Origin of the sequence: Labrenzia sp. R5_0 (genome assembly GCF_017743835.1) — a bacterium.
In the GTDB taxonomy this organism is placed as follows: Bacteria; Pseudomonadota; Alphaproteobacteria; order Rhizobiales; family Stappiaceae; genus Roseibium; species Roseibium algicola.
The window spans coordinates 741,689-758,530 of record NZ_JAGHRK010000001.1; the positions used below are offsets into that span (position 1 = coordinate 741,689).

The 16,842-nt window shown below is 60.0% G+C and carries 13 protein-coding genes; 9 read left to right on the top strand and 4 right to left on the bottom strand.

Annotated elements, in window-relative coordinates:
- Positions 1 to 15: 15 nt before the first annotated feature.
- From cysD to J7447_RS03475, 3 genes are all read left to right on the top strand, one after another.
- Positions 16 to 945: a sulfate adenylyltransferase subunit CysD gene (gene cysD / locus J7447_RS03465; protein WP_022997880.1), complete on the top strand. Its 930-nt coding sequence runs from the start codon at positions 16 to 18 to the stop codon at positions 943 to 945.
- Position 946: 1 nt separating this feature from the next.
- Entirely contained in the window at positions 947 to 2,881 is a 1,935-nt protein-coding gene (cysN, locus tag J7447_RS03470) for a sulfate adenylyltransferase subunit CysN (RefSeq protein ID WP_209168748.1), read from the top strand.
- A 363-nt stretch (positions 2,882 to 3,244) separates the two neighbouring features.
- Entirely contained in the window at positions 3,245 to 4,258 is a 1,014-nt protein-coding gene (locus J7447_RS03475) for an NAD-dependent epimerase/dehydratase family protein (RefSeq protein WP_152507172.1), read from the top strand.
- A 42-nt stretch (positions 4,259 to 4,300) separates the two neighbouring features.
- On the opposite strand, the gene J7447_RS03480 is transcribed toward J7447_RS03475, so the two are convergent.
- Positions 4,301 to 4,786 (bottom strand): YbaK/EbsC family protein, encoded by a 486-nt coding sequence (locus J7447_RS03480; RefSeq protein WP_209168749.1) that lies wholly within the window; start codon positions 4,784 to 4,786, stop codon positions 4,301 to 4,303.
- A 571-nt stretch (positions 4,787 to 5,357) separates the two neighbouring features.
- Positions 5,358 to 6,518 carry an FAD-dependent oxidoreductase gene (locus J7447_RS03485; protein ID WP_209168750.1) on the bottom strand — a complete coding sequence of 387 codons (1,161 nt, stop codon included), beginning with the start codon at positions 6,516 to 6,518 and terminating at the stop codon, positions 5,358 to 5,360.
- A gap of 104 nt (positions 6,519 to 6,622) precedes the next feature.
- Between J7447_RS03485 and mnmD the strand changes: the two genes are divergently transcribed.
- Entirely contained in the window at positions 6,623 to 7,348 is a 726-nt protein-coding gene (gene mnmD, locus J7447_RS03490) for a tRNA (5-methylaminomethyl-2-thiouridine)(34)-methyltransferase MnmD (RefSeq protein WP_209168751.1), read from the top strand.
- A gap of 19 nt (positions 7,349 to 7,367) precedes the next feature.
- Here the strand turns inward: mnmD and J7447_RS03495 are convergent, their stop codons facing one another.
- On the bottom strand, positions 7,368 to 8,237 hold the full coding sequence (locus J7447_RS03495) for a LysR family transcriptional regulator (RefSeq protein WP_152507168.1): 870 nt from the start codon (positions 8,235 to 8,237) through the stop codon (positions 7,368 to 7,370).
- Positions 8,238 to 8,402: 165 nt separating this feature from the next.
- On the opposite strand from J7447_RS03495, the gene bla reads away from it, so the two are divergent.
- Positions 8,403 to 9,299 (top strand): class A beta-lactamase, encoded by an 897-nt coding sequence (gene bla / locus J7447_RS03500; RefSeq protein WP_075283858.1) that lies wholly within the window; start codon positions 8,403 to 8,405, stop codon positions 9,297 to 9,299.
- Between the two features lie 83 nt (positions 9,300 to 9,382).
- Entirely contained in the window at positions 9,383 to 9,736 is a 354-nt protein-coding gene (locus tag J7447_RS03505) for a hypothetical protein (protein ID WP_209168752.1), read from the top strand.
- Between the two features lie 439 nt (positions 9,737 to 10,175).
- On the opposite strand, the gene J7447_RS03510 is transcribed toward J7447_RS03505, so the two are convergent.
- Positions 10,176 to 11,129: a 2-hydroxyacid dehydrogenase gene (locus J7447_RS03510; RefSeq protein ID WP_209168753.1), complete on the bottom strand. Its 954-nt coding sequence runs from the start codon at positions 11,127 to 11,129 to the stop codon at positions 10,176 to 10,178.
- Positions 11,130 to 11,769: 640 nt separating this feature from the next.
- On the opposite strand from J7447_RS03510, the gene ettA reads away from it, so the two are divergent.
- The 3 genes from ettA to J7447_RS03525 all read left to right on the top strand — a co-directional run bounded on the left by ettA (position 11,770) and on the right by J7447_RS03525 (position 16,750).
- Entirely contained in the window at positions 11,770 to 13,419 is a 1,650-nt protein-coding gene (gene ettA, locus J7447_RS03515) for an energy-dependent translational throttle protein EttA (protein ID WP_062489499.1), read from the top strand.
- A 140-nt stretch (positions 13,420 to 13,559) separates the two neighbouring features.
- Complete coding sequence (locus J7447_RS03520; protein ID WP_209168754.1) at positions 13,560 to 14,522, top strand: endonuclease/exonuclease/phosphatase family protein; 963 nt, start codon at positions 13,560 to 13,562, stop codon at positions 14,520 to 14,522.
- Between the two features lie 128 nt (positions 14,523 to 14,650).
- Positions 14,651 to 16,750: an FUSC family protein gene (locus J7447_RS03525; protein WP_209168755.1), complete on the top strand. Its 2,100-nt coding sequence runs from the start codon at positions 14,651 to 14,653 to the stop codon at positions 16,748 to 16,750.
- Positions 16,751 to 16,842 lie beyond the last annotated feature (92 nt).

Sequence of the window (16,842 nt, forward strand, 5' to 3'; positions counted from 1 at the left end):
AACGGAAAAGCGAACATGAACATGCAATCTCACGGGATCTCGCCCGAGCGCCTCAGCAATCTGAAGCGGCTGGAAGCAGAAAGCATCCACATCATCCGCGAAGTCGCGGCCGAATTCTCCAATCCGGTGATGCTCTATTCCATCGGCAAGGACTCCGGCGTCATGCTGCACCTGGCGATGAAGGCATTCTATCCGTCCAAGCCGCCGTTTCCGCTGCTGCATGTGGATACGACCTGGAAGTTCCGGGACATGATCACCTTTAGGGACGAGACCGCCGCGCGTCTCGGCATGGACCTGATCGTCCATACCAACCCGGAAGGGCTTGAAAAGAATATCGGCCCGTTTTCCCATGGCTCCTCGGTTCATACGCACATCATGAAGACCGAGGCGCTGAAACAGGCGCTGAACAAATACGGCTTCGATGCCGCCTTCGGCGGCGCGCGCCGGGACGAGGAAAAGTCGCGCGCCAAGGAACGCGTCTTCTCCTTCCGCAATTCCAATCACGGCTGGGACCCCAAGAACCAGCGGCCGGAACTGTGGAACCTCTACAATGCCCGTGTGGCAAAGGGCGAGAGCATCCGTGCGTTTCCGCTGTCCAACTGGACCGAGCTGGATATCTGGCAGTACATCCTGACGGAAGACATCCCGATGGTGCCGCTCTATTTCGCTGCAAAGCGCCCGGTCGTGAACCGCGACGGCATGCTGATCATGGTTGACGACGACCGCATGAAACTGCAGCCCGGTGAAGAGATCGAGGAAAAGATGGTTCGCTTCCGCACGCTCGGCTGCTACCCGCTGACCGGCGCCATTGAATCGGATGCCGATACGCTGCCCGCCATTGTCCGCGAAATGCTGATTGCCCGTACATCCGAACGCCAGGGCCGCCTCATCGACAAGGATGAAAGTGCGTCGATGGAGAAGAAGAAGCGGGAAGGATATTTCTAAGATGACGATCGAGAACATACAGGAAGCTGCAGAGACAGCCGTCACCGAATATATCCTGGCACAGGAAAGCAAGGACCAGCTCCGCTTCCTGACCTGCGGTTCCGTTGACGATGGCAAGTCGACCCTGATCGGCCGCCTGCTTTACGACACCAAGCTGATCTTCGAAGACCAGTTGGCCGCGCTGGAACGCGATTCCAGAAAGCATGGCACCGTGGGCGAGGACATCGATCTGGCACTGCTGGTCGACGGTCTTGAGGCCGAGCGCGAGCAGGGCATCACCATCGACGTTGCCTACCGGTTCTTTGCGACCGAAAAGCGCAAGTTCATCGTTGCCGATACCCCGGGCCACGAACAATACACCCGCAACATGGCCACCGGCGCTTCCACCGCCGACCTTGCCGTGCTGCTGGTTGATGCCCGCAACGGCCTGATGGTCCAGACCCGCCGCCACGCGTTCATCGCGTCGCTGCTGGGCATCCGTCACGTCGTGCTGGCGATCAACAAGATCGACCTTGTCGGCTATTCCCAGGAACGATTTGAGGAAATCCGCAAGGAATTCGAGGTCTTTGCCAACGGCTTCGATTTCGAAACCCTGCAGGCAATTCCGATGTCGGCGCGCTATGGCGACAACGTCACCGGGCGCAGCGACAAGATGGACTGGTATTCCGGACCGACCCTGCTGGAGCACCTGGAGACGGTTCAGGTGGGCGAGCATGTGCTGGAAGCCCCGTTCCGCTTCCCGGTGCAGTGGGTCAACCGGCCCAACCTCGATTTCCGCGGCTATTCCGGTACGGTCGCCAGCGGCCAGGTGTCGGTTGGCGACGAACTGGTGGTTGCCGGTCCGGCAAAGCAGTCCAAAGTAAAGTCGATCATCGGCGCAAGCGGCGAAGTCAGCTCCGCCCGGGCCGGCGAGGCAGTCACCATTTCGCTGGAAGATGAAATCGACATCTCCCGCGGCGATCTTCTGACCTCGACCGCACATCGCCCGGATGTTGCCGATCAGTTTGCCGCCCACGTCATCTGGATGTCGGACGAGCCGTTGCTGCCGGGCAGGCCCTATCTCCTGAAGATCGGCACTCGCACGGTGACGGCGACGGTCTCCGAGATCAAGCACAAGATCAACGTCAATACGTTCGAGCATGTGGCCGGCAAGACGCTGGCATTGAATGAAATCGCGTTCTGCAATTTCTCACTGTCCTCCGCGGTGCCGTTCGATCCCTATGAGGCCAACCACACGACCGGTTCCTTCATCCTGATCGACCGGATGAGCAACTCGACGGTTGGTGCGGGCATGGTCTGGTTCGCACTGCGCCGGGCAAGCAACATTCACTGGCAGGCCCTCGACGTCGACAAGAACGCCCGGTCTGAAAAACTCGGTCAGAAGCCGGCAGTCCTTTGGTTCACCGGCCTCTCCGGGTCCGGCAAGTCGACCATCGCGTCGATCGTCGAAAAGAAACTGCATGTCGACGGACGGCACACCTATACGCTCGACGGCGACAACGTCCGCCATGGCCTCAACAAGGACCTGGGCTTTACCGATGCCGACCGGGTGGAAAACATCCGCCGCGTCGGCGAGGTGGCCAAGCTCTTTGCGGATGCGGGCATGATCACGCTGGTATCCTTCATCTCGCCGTTCCGCTCGGAGCGTCAGATGGCGCGCGATCTCCTGGAAGACGGTGAGTTCATCGAGGTCTTTGTCGATACGCCCATCGAGGAATGCCGCAAACGCGACCCGAAGGGCCTTTATGCCAAGGCCGACCGGGGCGAGATCAAGAACTTCACCGGTATCGACAGCCCCTATGAAGCGCCGGAAAATCCGGAACTTCATATTCGCAACGTCGGTCGGGAACCGGAAGAAGTTGCCGAGGAGATCGTTGAATATCTGCGCAAGCGCGGGTTCCTGAACAGCTTCTCCGTCGACGGCGGCGGCATCTGACAAGAGGCCGAAGGTGACCTTGCCAGGCTGATGACCTGCCCAGGCATTCGAAAATCAGCCATCCGCGTTGCAAGGACGCGGGTGGCTTTTTCGTTTGTGGGGCCGATGCGATATTCCGGCCAGACCAGCTGGAATTTCGTTTGGGAACCGGTCGTTTTTCAGAAGCTCTGTGGGCGTGTCACGCCGCGGTAATCCATTTTGTACTAGGTGTTGTGGCGTCTGTAAGTGTCGCGGTTCCAGGAGGCCAAGAGGGTTCGGACAGACTTCGCCATTGCCCGAACCTTCGAAGCCTTTTAATAACTTGGCTGACCTACTTACGCGTTTTGTAAAATGAATTTTTGATCGAAAGGCTTTGGGCAAATCATGAAAACCGTTCTGGTGACCGGCTCTGCCGGGTTTATCGGCTTTTACCTATGTACCCGACTGCTGAAGGACGGCTTTCGGGTGATCGGCCTCGATGCCATGACGGATTACTATGATGTCCGGCTGAAGGAACGCCGGCAGCAGATGCTGATGCAGAACGAGCATTTCAAGCCGGTGAACGACCGCGTTGAGGCGCCGGACCTTCTGATGTCCCTGTTCCGTACGGAGCGGCCGGATTTTGTCATTCATCTGGCAGCGCAGGCCGGTGTCCGCTACTCCATCGAAGCGCCGCGTTCCTACCTGGAAAGCAATATCTGCGGAACGTTCGAGCTGCTCGAGGCAGCCAGGGCCTTCCCGCCGGAACACATGCTGCTGGCGTCCACGTCGTCCGCCTATGGCGCCAACACCGAAATGCCCTATGCGGAGACCGACAAGGCCGACCACCAGATGTCGTTCTACGCGGCGACCAAGAAGGCAACAGAGTCGATGGCGCATTCCTATGCCCATCTCTACGACCTTCCGGTGACGATGTTCCGCTTCTTCACCGTCTACGGTCCCTGGGGACGGCCCGACATGGCTCTCTTCAAGTTCACCAAGGCGATCCTCGAAGGCAAGCCGATCGACGTCTATAACTACGGCGACATGAAACGGGACTTCACCTATGTGGAAGATCTCGTCGAAGGCATCCGGCTGCTGATGGACGCAGTGCCTGTTCGCCCGGCCGAGGGAGAAGGGGTGAAGGAAGGCGACAGCCTTTCGCCGGTTGCTCCCTGGCGAGTGGTCAACATCGGCAACTCGACCTGCGTTCAGCTGACCGAGTTCATCGAAGCCATTGAGGCAGCTACGGGCCGGACCGCCGAACGCAATCTCATGCCTATCCAGGCCGGAGATGTTCCGGCGACATGGGCCAATGCGGATCTGCTGCAAAGCCTCACGGGGTACCGCCCGAAGACCACAGTGCAGGAAGGCGTTGCCAGGTTCGTCGAATGGTACCGGGACTATTACCGGGCGTAACGCCTGGCAGACACCGGGCGAATGTCTGGCTTCATGTGGCTCTTATGCCTGCTGCGACGCATCCTGCGGCGGCTGGCAGACATCCACCCATTCCGCACCGGTAATTTCCGCCATGCGCTCCGGCGGTATCCTGACAGCGGCATTGGTCGCGCCGGCGGCGGGAATGACCACGTCATATTCCTTCAGCGAGACATCACAGTAGACAGGCAACGGCTGGGCAAGGCCGAAAGGGCATACGCCGCCGACGGGGTGTCCCGTCAGCGTTTCCACTTCATCAAGGCCCAGCATCTTCACCTTGCCACCAAAGGTTGCTTTCGCTTTCTTGTTGTCCATGCGGGCATCGCCGCGGGCAACCACCAGAAAGATCTTGTCCTTGAGCTGAAACGACAGCGTCTTGGCAATCTGACCGGGCTCGACCCCATGTGCCTTGGCGGCAAGGTCGACCGTGGCACTGCTGTCTTCCGTCACGATGACTTCAAGTTCGGGGGCGGCACTGGCAAGGTGGTTGCGTACGCTGTCAAGGCTCATGCTGCAGGGCTTCCTTCAGGTCGGATCAAACAAGACCGGCAGGGAGGGACGCGCAAGAGCTGCGCGGGCCGGGCCATAATTTGTGCATATCAACAATTTCATTGTGCTGTAAATTAAGAAAAGATTCATGTTAATCTTAAACGGGTTTTAACCATTTACGACGTAAACGGTACTGTGTGTGGCCGATGGAAATGGGTTCCAGATGGCCATTGGTTAAGTCGTTCAAGGATTGCCGAAATGGCGAGAGCAGCTACAGCCGGAACCGAAGTTGAATCCTCTGGGGTGGAGAGGAGGAAGCAGGCTGACTATGCAGCTCATCAGGGTGGGTCTATGAATTTGCCATTTTTGGTGGCGAAAAATCTCCTGTTCTGGGGGACGATTTCGCTCAGCCTTTACGGTCTTTACGCGGTGGTTGCTGCCATCTAGGCAGCAGGTGCGTAAACCGATTGTGATTGAACGAACCGCGTCAAGTTCGCGGTCATGTCACATCATCTGCAATCGCATATACAACTCTTCATTGCATGCGCGCCGTCGGCTTCTGCAGTCGGCGCATGCGTAACCGTGAGTTCCTTTAGCGATCTGCGTCCAGTCTGCCGCTGCCGAAGTGGTGCGCCGGGCGGAATGTCTCTGGCAGAGGAACAACAGGTTCTCTGCCAGTCATCTCCGCCACCAGGGCATCCGCTATCAGATGTGCAATGCCGAAGGATATCTTGAAGCCGCCTGTTGCCGCGAAGGCGGTGTCAAAGCCAGGCAGTTTTCCAGCCAGCGGGTCCCGCCTGTGATTGCGGGGGCGGATACCGGCCCAGTCGGAAAGAACCTCGCGGCCCTTCAATTGCGTACAAAAGGCGGTGGCGCGTTCCAGCAGTTCGGCTGAACGGGCTGGAGAGGGGGCAGCGTCTTCGAATTCGCGGTCGGATGTGCTGCCAATGGCGACGGTGCCGTCGTCATGCGGCACGACGTAAAGCCCGTCGCAATAGATCGCTGGCCTGTCTTCCAGTCCCTTGCCCTCCAGCACAAGGGCCTGGCCTTTCTCACCACGTCCGATGCGTTCGCCGGTCAGCGTCTCGATCAGGTCGAAAGCCGCAAATCCTCCTGAAACGACGAATTGCCGTGTCTTGACGGGGGCGTGTCCGTCGGCGAGCAGGACGGTCTGTGTTGCATCCTCATAACCGACCGCTTCAACGCCTTCCCGCAGGCTGCCGTTCTGGCGGACGAAGCTGGCAAGGCTTGCCAGATAAGCCCTCGGGGAGATCCGCGCGGCAAGGGTTTCATAGACGATGCCGAAGGGAGCGGCATTTGCGTCCAGCCAGTCAGACCGGCTTCCGGCAGGTTCAACCACATAGGAAAAGCCGGTTTCCTGAGGTTGCCAGCGCAGCTTGCTTTCTTCCGCTCGCTCCAGATGGTGCTCCAGCTTGTCGGTTGTCGTCAGCGGCAGGATGCGTCCACAGCGGTGATAGCCGCAGGAAAGCCCTGTTTGGCTTTCCAGTTGGCGGATGCGGTCTTCCAGACACAGCAGGGCCTGGAACTGGAATTCCTTCTTGGGGTTCCAGCGTGCCGGCATGTGCGGCATCAACGCCCCCAGCACACCTCCACTGGACCCGGCGCCAACGTGGCTTTTCTCCAGAACAACCACCTTCAGCCCGGCCTCGATCGCTGCCCGGGCAACAGCGAGACCGAAAATACCGGCTCCGGCAATGGCAACATCGAAAGTTTCGGCGTCGGTTGCTGCCATGGGGCGGGGTCCTTTGAGATTGATTGATCCTGCCGGCTCTCTTATGAGAACGCGTTGCAAATGGCAAAGGCTGATGGGTGCGACCCGAAGGAAACCTGAAGATCATGTCGATCAAGGCACCGGATCTGGAATGGCTGCAGGGCGATGTGCCCCGGGCTGAAGGCTTCAACGACACGTATTTTTCCAAGGCTGGGGGGCTTGCGGAAACGCGTCACGTGTTTCTGCAAGGAAATGGCTTGCCTGGCCGGTTCGATGGCTGCGAGCGTTTCACAATTGCAGAGTTCGGCTTCGGGACAGGCCTCAATTTCCTCACCACCCTTGCGGCATGGCAGGAAAGGACCAACCGGCCGGAACTGACCTTCCTGACCTTCGAACTGTTCCCGATGACGGGAGAGCAACTGGCACGGGCACTCGCGGCCTTTCCCGAACTGGCCCCGCTGGCAGAAGAGCTGCTGCAGGCCTGGTCGCCTGAGCCGGGTTGGAACAGCCTGAAAATTGCCGGAGCCAACCTCCAGATCGGCATTGGCGATGCGCGTGAGCTGATCGGTGAGCTGAACGCCGGAATGGCAGGTGAGGGCGAGGGAGGAGAACCGGCAATTGCCCCCATTGATGCCTGGTTTCTCGACGGTTTCAGTCCGGCTCGCAATCCGGAGCTCTGGGACGCGGACCTTCTGAAGGTGGCGGCTGACCTGACGGCCCATGGCGGAACACTGGCAACTTACACGGCTGCCGGCTGGGTTCGCCGCAATCTTCAGGCTGCCGGGTTCGAGATTGAAAAGGCTGAAGGCTTCGCCGGCAAACGCGAAATGGTGAAGGGTCGAAAACCTTGAGGTGGGCGATTGCCTCCATTTACTCCGTAACTGTCTCCAGCATCCACAAGCGGAACTTCTGCATGGCGCTGGTCTCCTCCCGCGACTTCAGCCAGGTCAGCCAGTAGCTTCCCGTCAAGACGCTGGTCTGGAAAGGCTGCACGATCGCGCCGGACGCGAGGGGGCGGCTGAACATCGCTGTCGGCACCAGTGCGACGCCTGCGCCCTGCGTGACGGCTTCAACCATCGCAAGAGAACTGTCGAACATCCAGCCACGCGCCCGTGGTGGCGGCAGTTTCGCTGCCTGGAACCACATGGCCCATTCATCCAACCTGTAGGATCTCAGCAGGGGCTCGTTCACAAGGTCTGCCGGTTCGGACAACCGGGCAGCGATTCCAGGTGAACAGATAGGCGACAGCGGGGCGTCCATCAGCTTGACCGCGTTGGTGGCATGCCAGGCCCCGTCGCCGAAGCGCAGGAAACAGTCGAGACCATCTGCCAGAATATCCGCGCGGTTGTTGTTGGTTTTCAGCCGCAGATCGATCTGCGGATGGGCCCTGGCAAAGCCGGAAAGGCGGGGCAACAGCCAGCCGGTCGCGAAAGTGGCGACGGCGCCGACCGTCAGCACCTCCCGGTAGTTGCCATCCTCAAACCGGCTGAGCGCATCGCTCATCCGCCGGAAGGCATCGCTCAGTACAGGTAGCAGCGCCAGTCCTTCATCCGTCAGGGCAACGCCGCGCGGAAGGCGCTCGAACAGCGACACCTGCAACACGTCCTCCAGCGCCTTCACCTGGTGGCTGACGGCAGTCTGCGATACTCGCAGTTCCAGGCCGGCGCGTGTAAAGCTGCAGAGCCTTGCAGAGGCTTCAAAAGCTCTCAAGGCATTGAGCGGAAGTTTCGAGACGTCCATCCGGATCCAACTTAGGCCAAGTTTTACTCATGTCTAACCTCAGTATTCATCATTTGCGTTATATCTGAGGCAGCGGCACTGTCGCGGTGTCCCGAAGACGAATGGTGCGGGGGGGCGACACACCACACCGGTTCGGGCTGTTTGTATTCATCATTGGAGTTGAAGATGAAACTCTGGACACGCCGTAGCGCGTTGACGCTTTCCCTTGCCCTTTTTGCCGGGTTTCCGGCAATTTCCGGATTGGCACACGCCGCCGGGTTCGATCCCGCACCACTTGAGAAAACCGTCACCGGTGCCGAGAGCCGACTGTCTGCCCGGATCGGGGTTGCGGTGCTGGATACGGAAACCGGCAAGACCTGGACCCACCGCGCCGACGAGCGTTTTCCGCTCAACAGCACCTTCAAGGCCTTTCTGTGTGCGGCCCTTCTGGAAAAGGGCGAGCAGGGTGAGGTTCAGCCGGAACGCCGCGTGAAGATCCGCTCGCAAGACCTCGTCTCCTATTCGCCGGTTACCGAGAAAAAGGTCGGCTCCGGAGGAATGACCTATCTGGAACTGTGTGAAGCGGCCGTTGCGATCAGCGACAATGCGGCGGCCAATCTCGTGCTGGAGGCTGTCGGTGGGCCGGAAGGACTGACGGATTACCTTCGGGGTATTGGCGACACCATCACCCGGCTGGACCGGACGGAGCCGGGTCTCAATGAAGGCCGCCCGGGCGATGCCCGTGACACCACCACCCCGGCAGCGGCAGTTGCCACGTTGCAGAAACTGGTTCTGGGCAATGCCCTTTCGTCCACCGCCAGAGCCCAGCTGACAGGCTGGCTGCTGGACAACAAGGTGGGCAACGCGACCCTGCGTGCCGGGCTGCCGGAAGAATGGCCGGTCGCCGACAAGACCGGGGCAGGGGCCAATGGCTCGCGCAACAACATCGGCGTGATCTGGCCAGACGACCGGGAGCCCGTCGTGATCGCGGTCTACATCACGCAGACCGACGCTTCCTTTGACGACCGCAACAAGGCGATTGCCGATATCGCAGCCGCACTTGCCGAAAGTCTCCACGACTGAGTTTTCTTGTCCGGGCGGATCCCTTCATTCGCCCGGGCGCCTCTGCCTCTGGAAATGTCCTGCCGCTTCTGACGGAGACAACCTTGTCCGTTCCAAGATCCTTGTTTGCCCTGCCGTTGGCGCTTGTCGCGGTTTCAGCCGGTTTCTCCCAGGCATCTGCCGAGGAAACACGCGAACAAAAGCGCGCCAGAAGATGCGCCTACTATCAGGAGATCGTCCGCGTGGCGTTCGAAAATGTCAGTCGTTCACAAATGCGGCCCGGTTTCGTTGCCGAACATGATGCCTTTATCGAAGGGGGGTGTTTCGCGGCGAAAGCCGTTTGCCCGAAAACACCCGCCGAATTCGCCTTTGCCGACATTCTGACGATGATGACCGTCAGTGCAAACATGGGCAGCACCTTTACACCGTTCAGGTGCCCGGCCGGTGGAGCGGAATGAGAAGGTTCGGCTTGAGGCCTTCCCCAAGCATGTGAGATGTCGGTGCGGACCGGCCCGGAAGGGGCCGGCCCAGGGTGCTGGCGGAGGTTACGTCGCCAGCCACCTTCTGCGACCTGGGATGTCGTCTTCTGCCGTTGCGAGGTACCCCGAGCAAACGGGCCACTTCCGCAGGCAAACTGGACCCGCTGACGGATCCGGGCGAACAGCCGGTGTTGAGTAGGCTTCTGAACGCATTCGTCTTTTGGTTCACCAGCCGCCTCAGTCGGCATCCCGGCGTGGTTTATGTGGTCTGATGGATCCACGCCTATCGGGTAAGCGCATCACAAGCAGAAAGGATGCGCTTGATCCATAAACCTAAGGCACAAGCCGGGCGTGTCAAATACTGAGCCGGGAAAAGAATCGGATCGGGCTGCCGAGCAGCCCTGGCATGCCCTCGATCTCAGCGCATTTCCGGCACTGGCGTTATGGCCTTGCCAGTTTCGAACCAGCTTTTCAGGTTGTCGACCACGAGCTGACCCATGGCATTGCGGGTCGCCTGCGAGGCGGAACCGACATGCGGCAGTACGGTGACCCTTGGCAGTTTCAGAAGGGCTTCGGGCACATGCGGCTCGTTCTCGAAGACGTCGAGACCGGCACCGTAGATTGTGCCGTTTTCAAGGGCCGCGATCAATGCGGCCTCGTCGATGACGGTGCCACGGCCGATATTGATGACGATGCCATCCGGCCCGAGTGCTTCCAGCACCTCTGCATTGACCGCATGTTTCGTTTCCGCGCCACCAGGCGCCACCACCATCAGCGTGTCGCAGGCCGTCGCCAGCGCCTTCGGCGTCGCGTGATAGGGGTAGGAGACGTCGTCCTGTTTGCTGCGTCCATGGTAATGGATCTTCATGCCGAAGGCTTCGGCCCGCTTGGCAATCGCCTTGCCGATGCGCCCCAGACCAAAGATGCCGAGCGTGCGCCCCTGCATGGTCGCCCCGGTCAGCTTGTAGGGTCCTTTGCTTTCCCAATTGCCCTGGCGAAGCCACTGTTCAGCCTGGCCGAATTCGCGGATGGTCATGATCATCAGCCCGACCGCCGTATCGGCAACTTCTTCCGTCAGCACATCGGGCGTATGGGTCACCATCACCTTCGCCGCCAGGCAATCGTCCGTGTTGACGTGGTCATAGCCGACACCAAAGCTGGAAACGATTTCCGCGTTCGGGATTTTGGCAAGCAACTCGGCGTTGACCGGCCCGAATGCCATGGCAACACCGCGGATTTTCTCTCCGATTTCCGCCAGCAGCGCTTCCGGATTATCGGCCTCATACAGCCGATGCACCGTAAAGGCGGCATCAAGCTGCTCCTGAACGATCGGCAGCATCGGGCGGGGCATCAGAATATCGATGGAGGTCATGGCAGGTCCGGTGGGGTGATGAAGAAAGGTGAGGTGACCTTAAGGTCTTCGGTTGGGGGAGAAAAGAGCCGAATGGGCAGAGTTGGTACGCAAATTTCGTCACCCTCGAAGCGCTTTCGGCTCACTTCATCAGTGAAACGGCGTATTCCGCCGTCATTCCGGACAAGTGAGACAGGTGTCGAGCGCCGATCCGGAATCCAGAGATATGTCGCGCCATGCGCGGCAAATTGGGTATTCGCTTTGCTCACCCTGACACGCTGGGTTCCGGATCGGCCTGCAGCCTAGCTGCACTTGTCCGGAATGACAGGGCGGGCAGGTTCTTGGGCGTAATTGCAATTCCGAATATAGCGGTCGGCGTTTAACGCGAGTGGGGCGGCGTGCTTTCTGGAAACTTTGGTAATCGGAGTCGGTCCGTAAACTGTCCAATGAAAAGGACACTTATCCCAAAGCGAGGGTGGCTGGAAGTTGGCCAAGGAAGAGGTCTAATTGCGATTGCACAGGTAATGCCTGATTGCGAGACGAACTCTCGAGGCGTTCTCAGGCAAATCCCCCCATTGCCCCCGGGCGCCATTTCCCCTAAAAGACGCCGCAGAATTCCTGAGAATCCCATCAGATTTTGAAAGCGGAGAAGCGGAGCCCCATGGCGCGCCAGTTCATCTATCACATGCATGGCCTGTCCAAGGCCTATAACGACAAGAAGGTTCTCGACAACATCCATCTCTCGTTCTACCCGGACGCCAAGATCGGTATCCTGGGCCCGAACGGTGCGGGTAAGTCGACCCTTCTGAAGATCATGGCCGGTATCGACAAGGAATATACCGGTGAGGCCTGGGCGGCCGAGGGTGCGAAGGTCGGCTATCTGCCGCAGGAACCGCAGCTCGACAACACCAAGACCGTGATGGAAAACGTCATGGAAGGTGTTGCCCACAAGCAGGCGAAAATCGACCGCTACAACGAGTTGATGATGGACTACTCGGACGAAACCGCCGAGGAAGCCGCACAGCTTCAGGACGAGATTGACGCGCAGGATCTGTGGAACCTGGAAAGTCAGGTGGAAATGGCGATGGAAGCCCTGCGCTGCCCGCCATCAGATGCAGCCGTCGACAATCTCTCCGGTGGTGAGCGCCGCCGCGTCGCGCTCTGCAAGCTGCTGCTGTCCGAGCCGGACCTGCTGCTGCTGGATGAGCCGACCAACCACCTGGACGCTGAAACCGTTCACTGGCTGGAGCGTCACCTGCGTGAGTTCAAGGGCTCCGTCCTGATCATCACCCACGACCGCTACTTCCTCGACAATGTCACGGGCTGGATTCTCGAGCTCGACCGCGGTCAGGGCATCCCTTACGAAGGCAACTACTCGGTCTATCTGGAAAAGAAGACCAAGCGTATGGAGCAGGAAGGCCGCGAGAACATGGCCCGCTCCAAGGCGATCGCCCGTGAGCGCGAGTGGATGGGCATGAGCCCGAAAGGCCGTCAGACCAAGTCGAAAGCCCGTATCCGGGCCTTTGAAGACCTCTTGACCGCCCAGGAAGAGCGTCAGCCGTCCATCGAACAGATCCTCATTCCGGTTGGCGAGCGTCTCGGCGCAAACGTCATCGAAGTCGATGGTGTTTCCAAGGGCTTTGAAGACCGTCTCTTGATCGACGACCTGTCGTTCAAGCTGCCGCGCGGTGGCATCGTCGGCGTGATCGGCCCGAACGGCGCCGGCAAGACGACCCTGTTCAAGATGCTCACCGGTCAGGAAACACCGGACAAGGGCAAGGTCGTCGTGGGCGACAGTGTGCACCTTGGCTACGTTGACCAGTCGCGCGATGCGCTCAACCCGAACAACACGGTCTGGGAAGAAATTTCCGGCGGCGCCGAGGTCATCTACCTCGACGACAAGGAAATCAACTCTCGCGCCTATTGCTCGTCCTTCAACTTCAAGGGTGCTGCCCAGCAGGCCAAGGTCGGCGACCTTTCCGGCGGTCAGCGCAACCGCGTGCATCTGGCCAAGGTCCTGAAGAAGGGCGCCAACGTTCTGCTGCTCGATGAGCCGACCAACGATCTCGACACCGAGACGCTGGCAGCTCTGGAAGACGCGCTGGAAAACTACGCCGGCTGCGCCGTTATCATCAGCCACGATCGTATGTTCCTCGACCGTCTGGCCACACACATGCTCGCCTTTGAAGGCGACAGCCATGTGGAATGGTTCGAAGGCAACTTCGAAGACTACGAAAAGGACAAGGTCCGCCGCCTTGGCGCGCATGCCGCCGACCCGCGCCGGATCAAGTACAAGCCGCTTACGCGCTAAGCGAACGGCCTGAAAGCCGAAATGGGGGGCGTGCCCCCTGTTTCCCGAATGTGCCGGCCCCGGAAACGGGCCGGCATCTTTTTTGCCCGGCGGTATAAACCGGCCACCGGCAATTTTTGTCCTTGCGAGCGGCACAAGGCATGTTCCACAGAACTCTCGTCTGTCTGTTTGTGGCCTTCGCCATCGCTGTTCTCGCCTCGTTTCTGGCGGCAGTCGGCTGGCCCGTCGATCTGCTGGCTCATTTTCAGACCCAATACGTTCTTGCCGGATTGCTATTTGCTGCAGGGTTCGTCTTCTTCCGGAACTGGAACATGGCGGCACTGGCTATCTGCCTGTCGGTGGTCGCTCTCATGCGCATGGGCATCTTCGACAACGGACGCTTTGCCCCAACCGCCAATGCGGCAGAACCGGCGATCAGCGTCGTCACCGCAAATCTCTTCGGCAGCGCCGCAGCGCTCGGCAATCTGGTTGAGGAAAACAGCGCCCGCGGCTTCGATCTCATGATCCTCACGGAGCTGCCGGTACCAGCCGACCAAGGGCTGCTCGACCGGTTTGAAGGCATGCTGCATGTGGCCGGAACGCGCCATCAGGCGCTTGGTGGACGTCCCGCCGCAGTTATCCTCTCGCGCACTGCGCCGCACAACGTTGAACTGATCCCTGTAGGCGGGAACCCATACGCGATTACGAAAGCGATTTACTGCGGTATCCAGGCGGAGCCCTGTGTGAGTGTCCTTGCAGTTCACACACTGCCGCCTTTCAGGCGTGACTTCTATCTGCACCAGGCGGAGATCCTTCAGAAGCTTGCATCCGAAGTGTCGAGGACGCCGGGACCTGTTCTTGTTGCCGGCGACATGAACGCCGCCTCTTGGGCACCGCTACTGAAACGGTTTCAGGAAACGGCAGGGGTGCGCAAGGCAGTCTGCGGCAGCCGTTGGACCCCGACATGGCTTGCCCCTGTTCCGGGCATCGGTCTCGAACTCGACCATTTTTTCGTCAGGAGCGGGCTTGCGGTCAAAAACTGCGAACTCGGACACTTCAACGGTTCTGATCACTGGCCGGTCTTTGCCGAATTCACGGTTGTCGACGACAAGTCGTCCGACTGATCTTCGGCGGCAAGCCTGCGCCCACCCGGTCAAAGCGCCATGGACACGAGACAATGCAGTCCGCATAAAAGATTTCTATTCAGTACGTCGGGGTTTTTGCCCTGAAGAGCCGGGTTCAAGTCAGACAGATGCTGCAAGCCGCTTCGGACATTAAGACAAGTCTCCTGCGCACGGACCCCGGCGGCCTGCGGCTGATGCGCGGCGTTCATTTGATGCTGACCGTGCTCGGAGCGGTCTTCCTGGCAAATGTCGTGGCAAGCTTCGTGCCCGGTCAGTCGGCCTTCAAACTGGCCGTTCTGGCAGCCGCTAGCGGCGGGCACTGCCTGATGTTCACGCCGGTTTCCACCAGAAAGGCCGAGGTCCTCGGTATCCTGAAGCTTGGCGTTCTGCTGACGTCCCTGTTTGCTCTCGGGGCTGTTGTCGCCGAGCTGTCGGGGAAAAGCGCCTCAACCGTTCTGCAAGGGCTCTGGATCGCCGCGATCATGCTCGGCTTTGCCATGCAGGGGCTTGGTCCCTTCTGGCAACGCGCTGGGCGCAGCATGGCGATTTGCTGGCTTTTCGTGGTCCTCGGCAACGTCGGAGGATCGCCCGGCCTCTGGCTTCCGGTCATGGCGGTGCTTGGAATGGTGACAGCGCTCGTGGTTCGCACAGGGCCCTGGCGGCCTTCGACATACCGAACCTACCTGCGGGTCGAAGCTGCAAATCGTCAGGCGATGGCAACCTATCTGAGGCAGCTGTCAGGCCGGGCGACCGGTTCGTCCGGCGATGCGGCCGTTCGGATCAGGGATCTTGCGAAGCTGCGCATGGAACTTCAGGTCTGCGCCGATCTGCTCAGACCGGAAGGTGAGTTGCAGGGCATGTCGCCGGAAGCGGCTATCATGGTGGAACTCGCCCTGGAAGTGGTGGGCGATGCACGCGACCAGCTGTCCCGGGACGCACGCACCCGTCTGGCGCAAGACGACGGCTTTGGCCGTGCGGTCGACCGGCTTGTCCATCGCCTGGAAACCGGTGAGGGCGTTCCGGAAGAGAGCGATGTCGGGGAAGGCAAATCCGGCGAAAGCGCACCTGCCGCGAGCTGGCTGCAGGCCGATGCGGCAGTAACTGCACATGACCGGTTTCAGGAATTGCGCATTGCCCAGGCTTTCAAGCGTCTGTGGCTGCTGGCGGCAAAAGACCAGCCGGTTCGCCTGAGCCTCGGTACGGATGACGACAGCCGCGAGGGCGGCTGGTTGCGGAAGCTTTCCTGGCGCCTGTCACTTCAGGCAGGTGTCGCAGCCGGGATCGGCTTTTCCCTGGGGCTCGCGTTCGATCTCAATCACGCCTATTGGGTCACGCTCACCATCATCATCGTGCTGTCGAACAGCCTTGGGGCGACACTGCTCCGAACCACACAGCGGATCGGCGGGACGGCGGGCGGCGTTGTTCTGGCCATGCTGGTCGACCCGGCCCTGGCGGAGTTTCCGTCCGTCAGGCTGGTACTGGTTGTCATTGCCATACCCGGGGTCATCGTTTTCCTCGACCGCAATTACGCCATCGCCTCCGGTATCATCAGTTTCCTGGTGGTCATGGGGCTTCAGACGCTTGAAGGTCTGCCCATCGACGAACTCTGGTCGCGTCTCTACGACACGATGATTGGCGCAGGCGTGGGGCTTGCTGCGGCATGGCTGCTGTTTCCCAACCGCACCGGCGCAAGCTTCAAGGGGCTGGCGTCCGATTACCTCAACGCGTGCCGAAATTGCCTGCGGGCGGAAGGCGGCAAGGCGGATACGGACCTTCAGGACCTCGCCCGGCTTCGAACGGCAGCGAGCACGCTGATCGCCACCGCCAGGTCCTATCGGATCGAGCAAGCTCCCTGGTCGTCGTTCACACGCTCCGCCAGCGACCTCAACATGCTGGTGATCGTTCTGGCCCAATACGTGGTGCTTTACCGCGATGCCCGTTCCGACGTCACGCGGGAAACGGTGGAAGCTCAGGCCAGGTCGGGGATAGAGGCGCTTGTCGCTCGCATGGACAAGCGTCTGGAAGATGAGTTCTCGGCTGTCCTGGATGGACGCCCGAGGCAGACCGTCCCGGGCCTGGAAGATGACTGGATGACAGCCATGCCCGAGGGCGCAACAGGCAATCTTGCGCTGGAAACCGGTTGGGTTGCGATGCTCTACCACGCGCGGAAAATCGTCCGATGCCTGGACGGCTTGCGCAAGGAGAAATTCCTCTCCGGCCCTGCCTGAAGATAGCTTTCACCACCGCAAATACTGGGGCAGCGGATCGATCTTCCGCGCTTATGAAAACATCAATGAGTTTTGTTGGTCAGGAAGGCGCC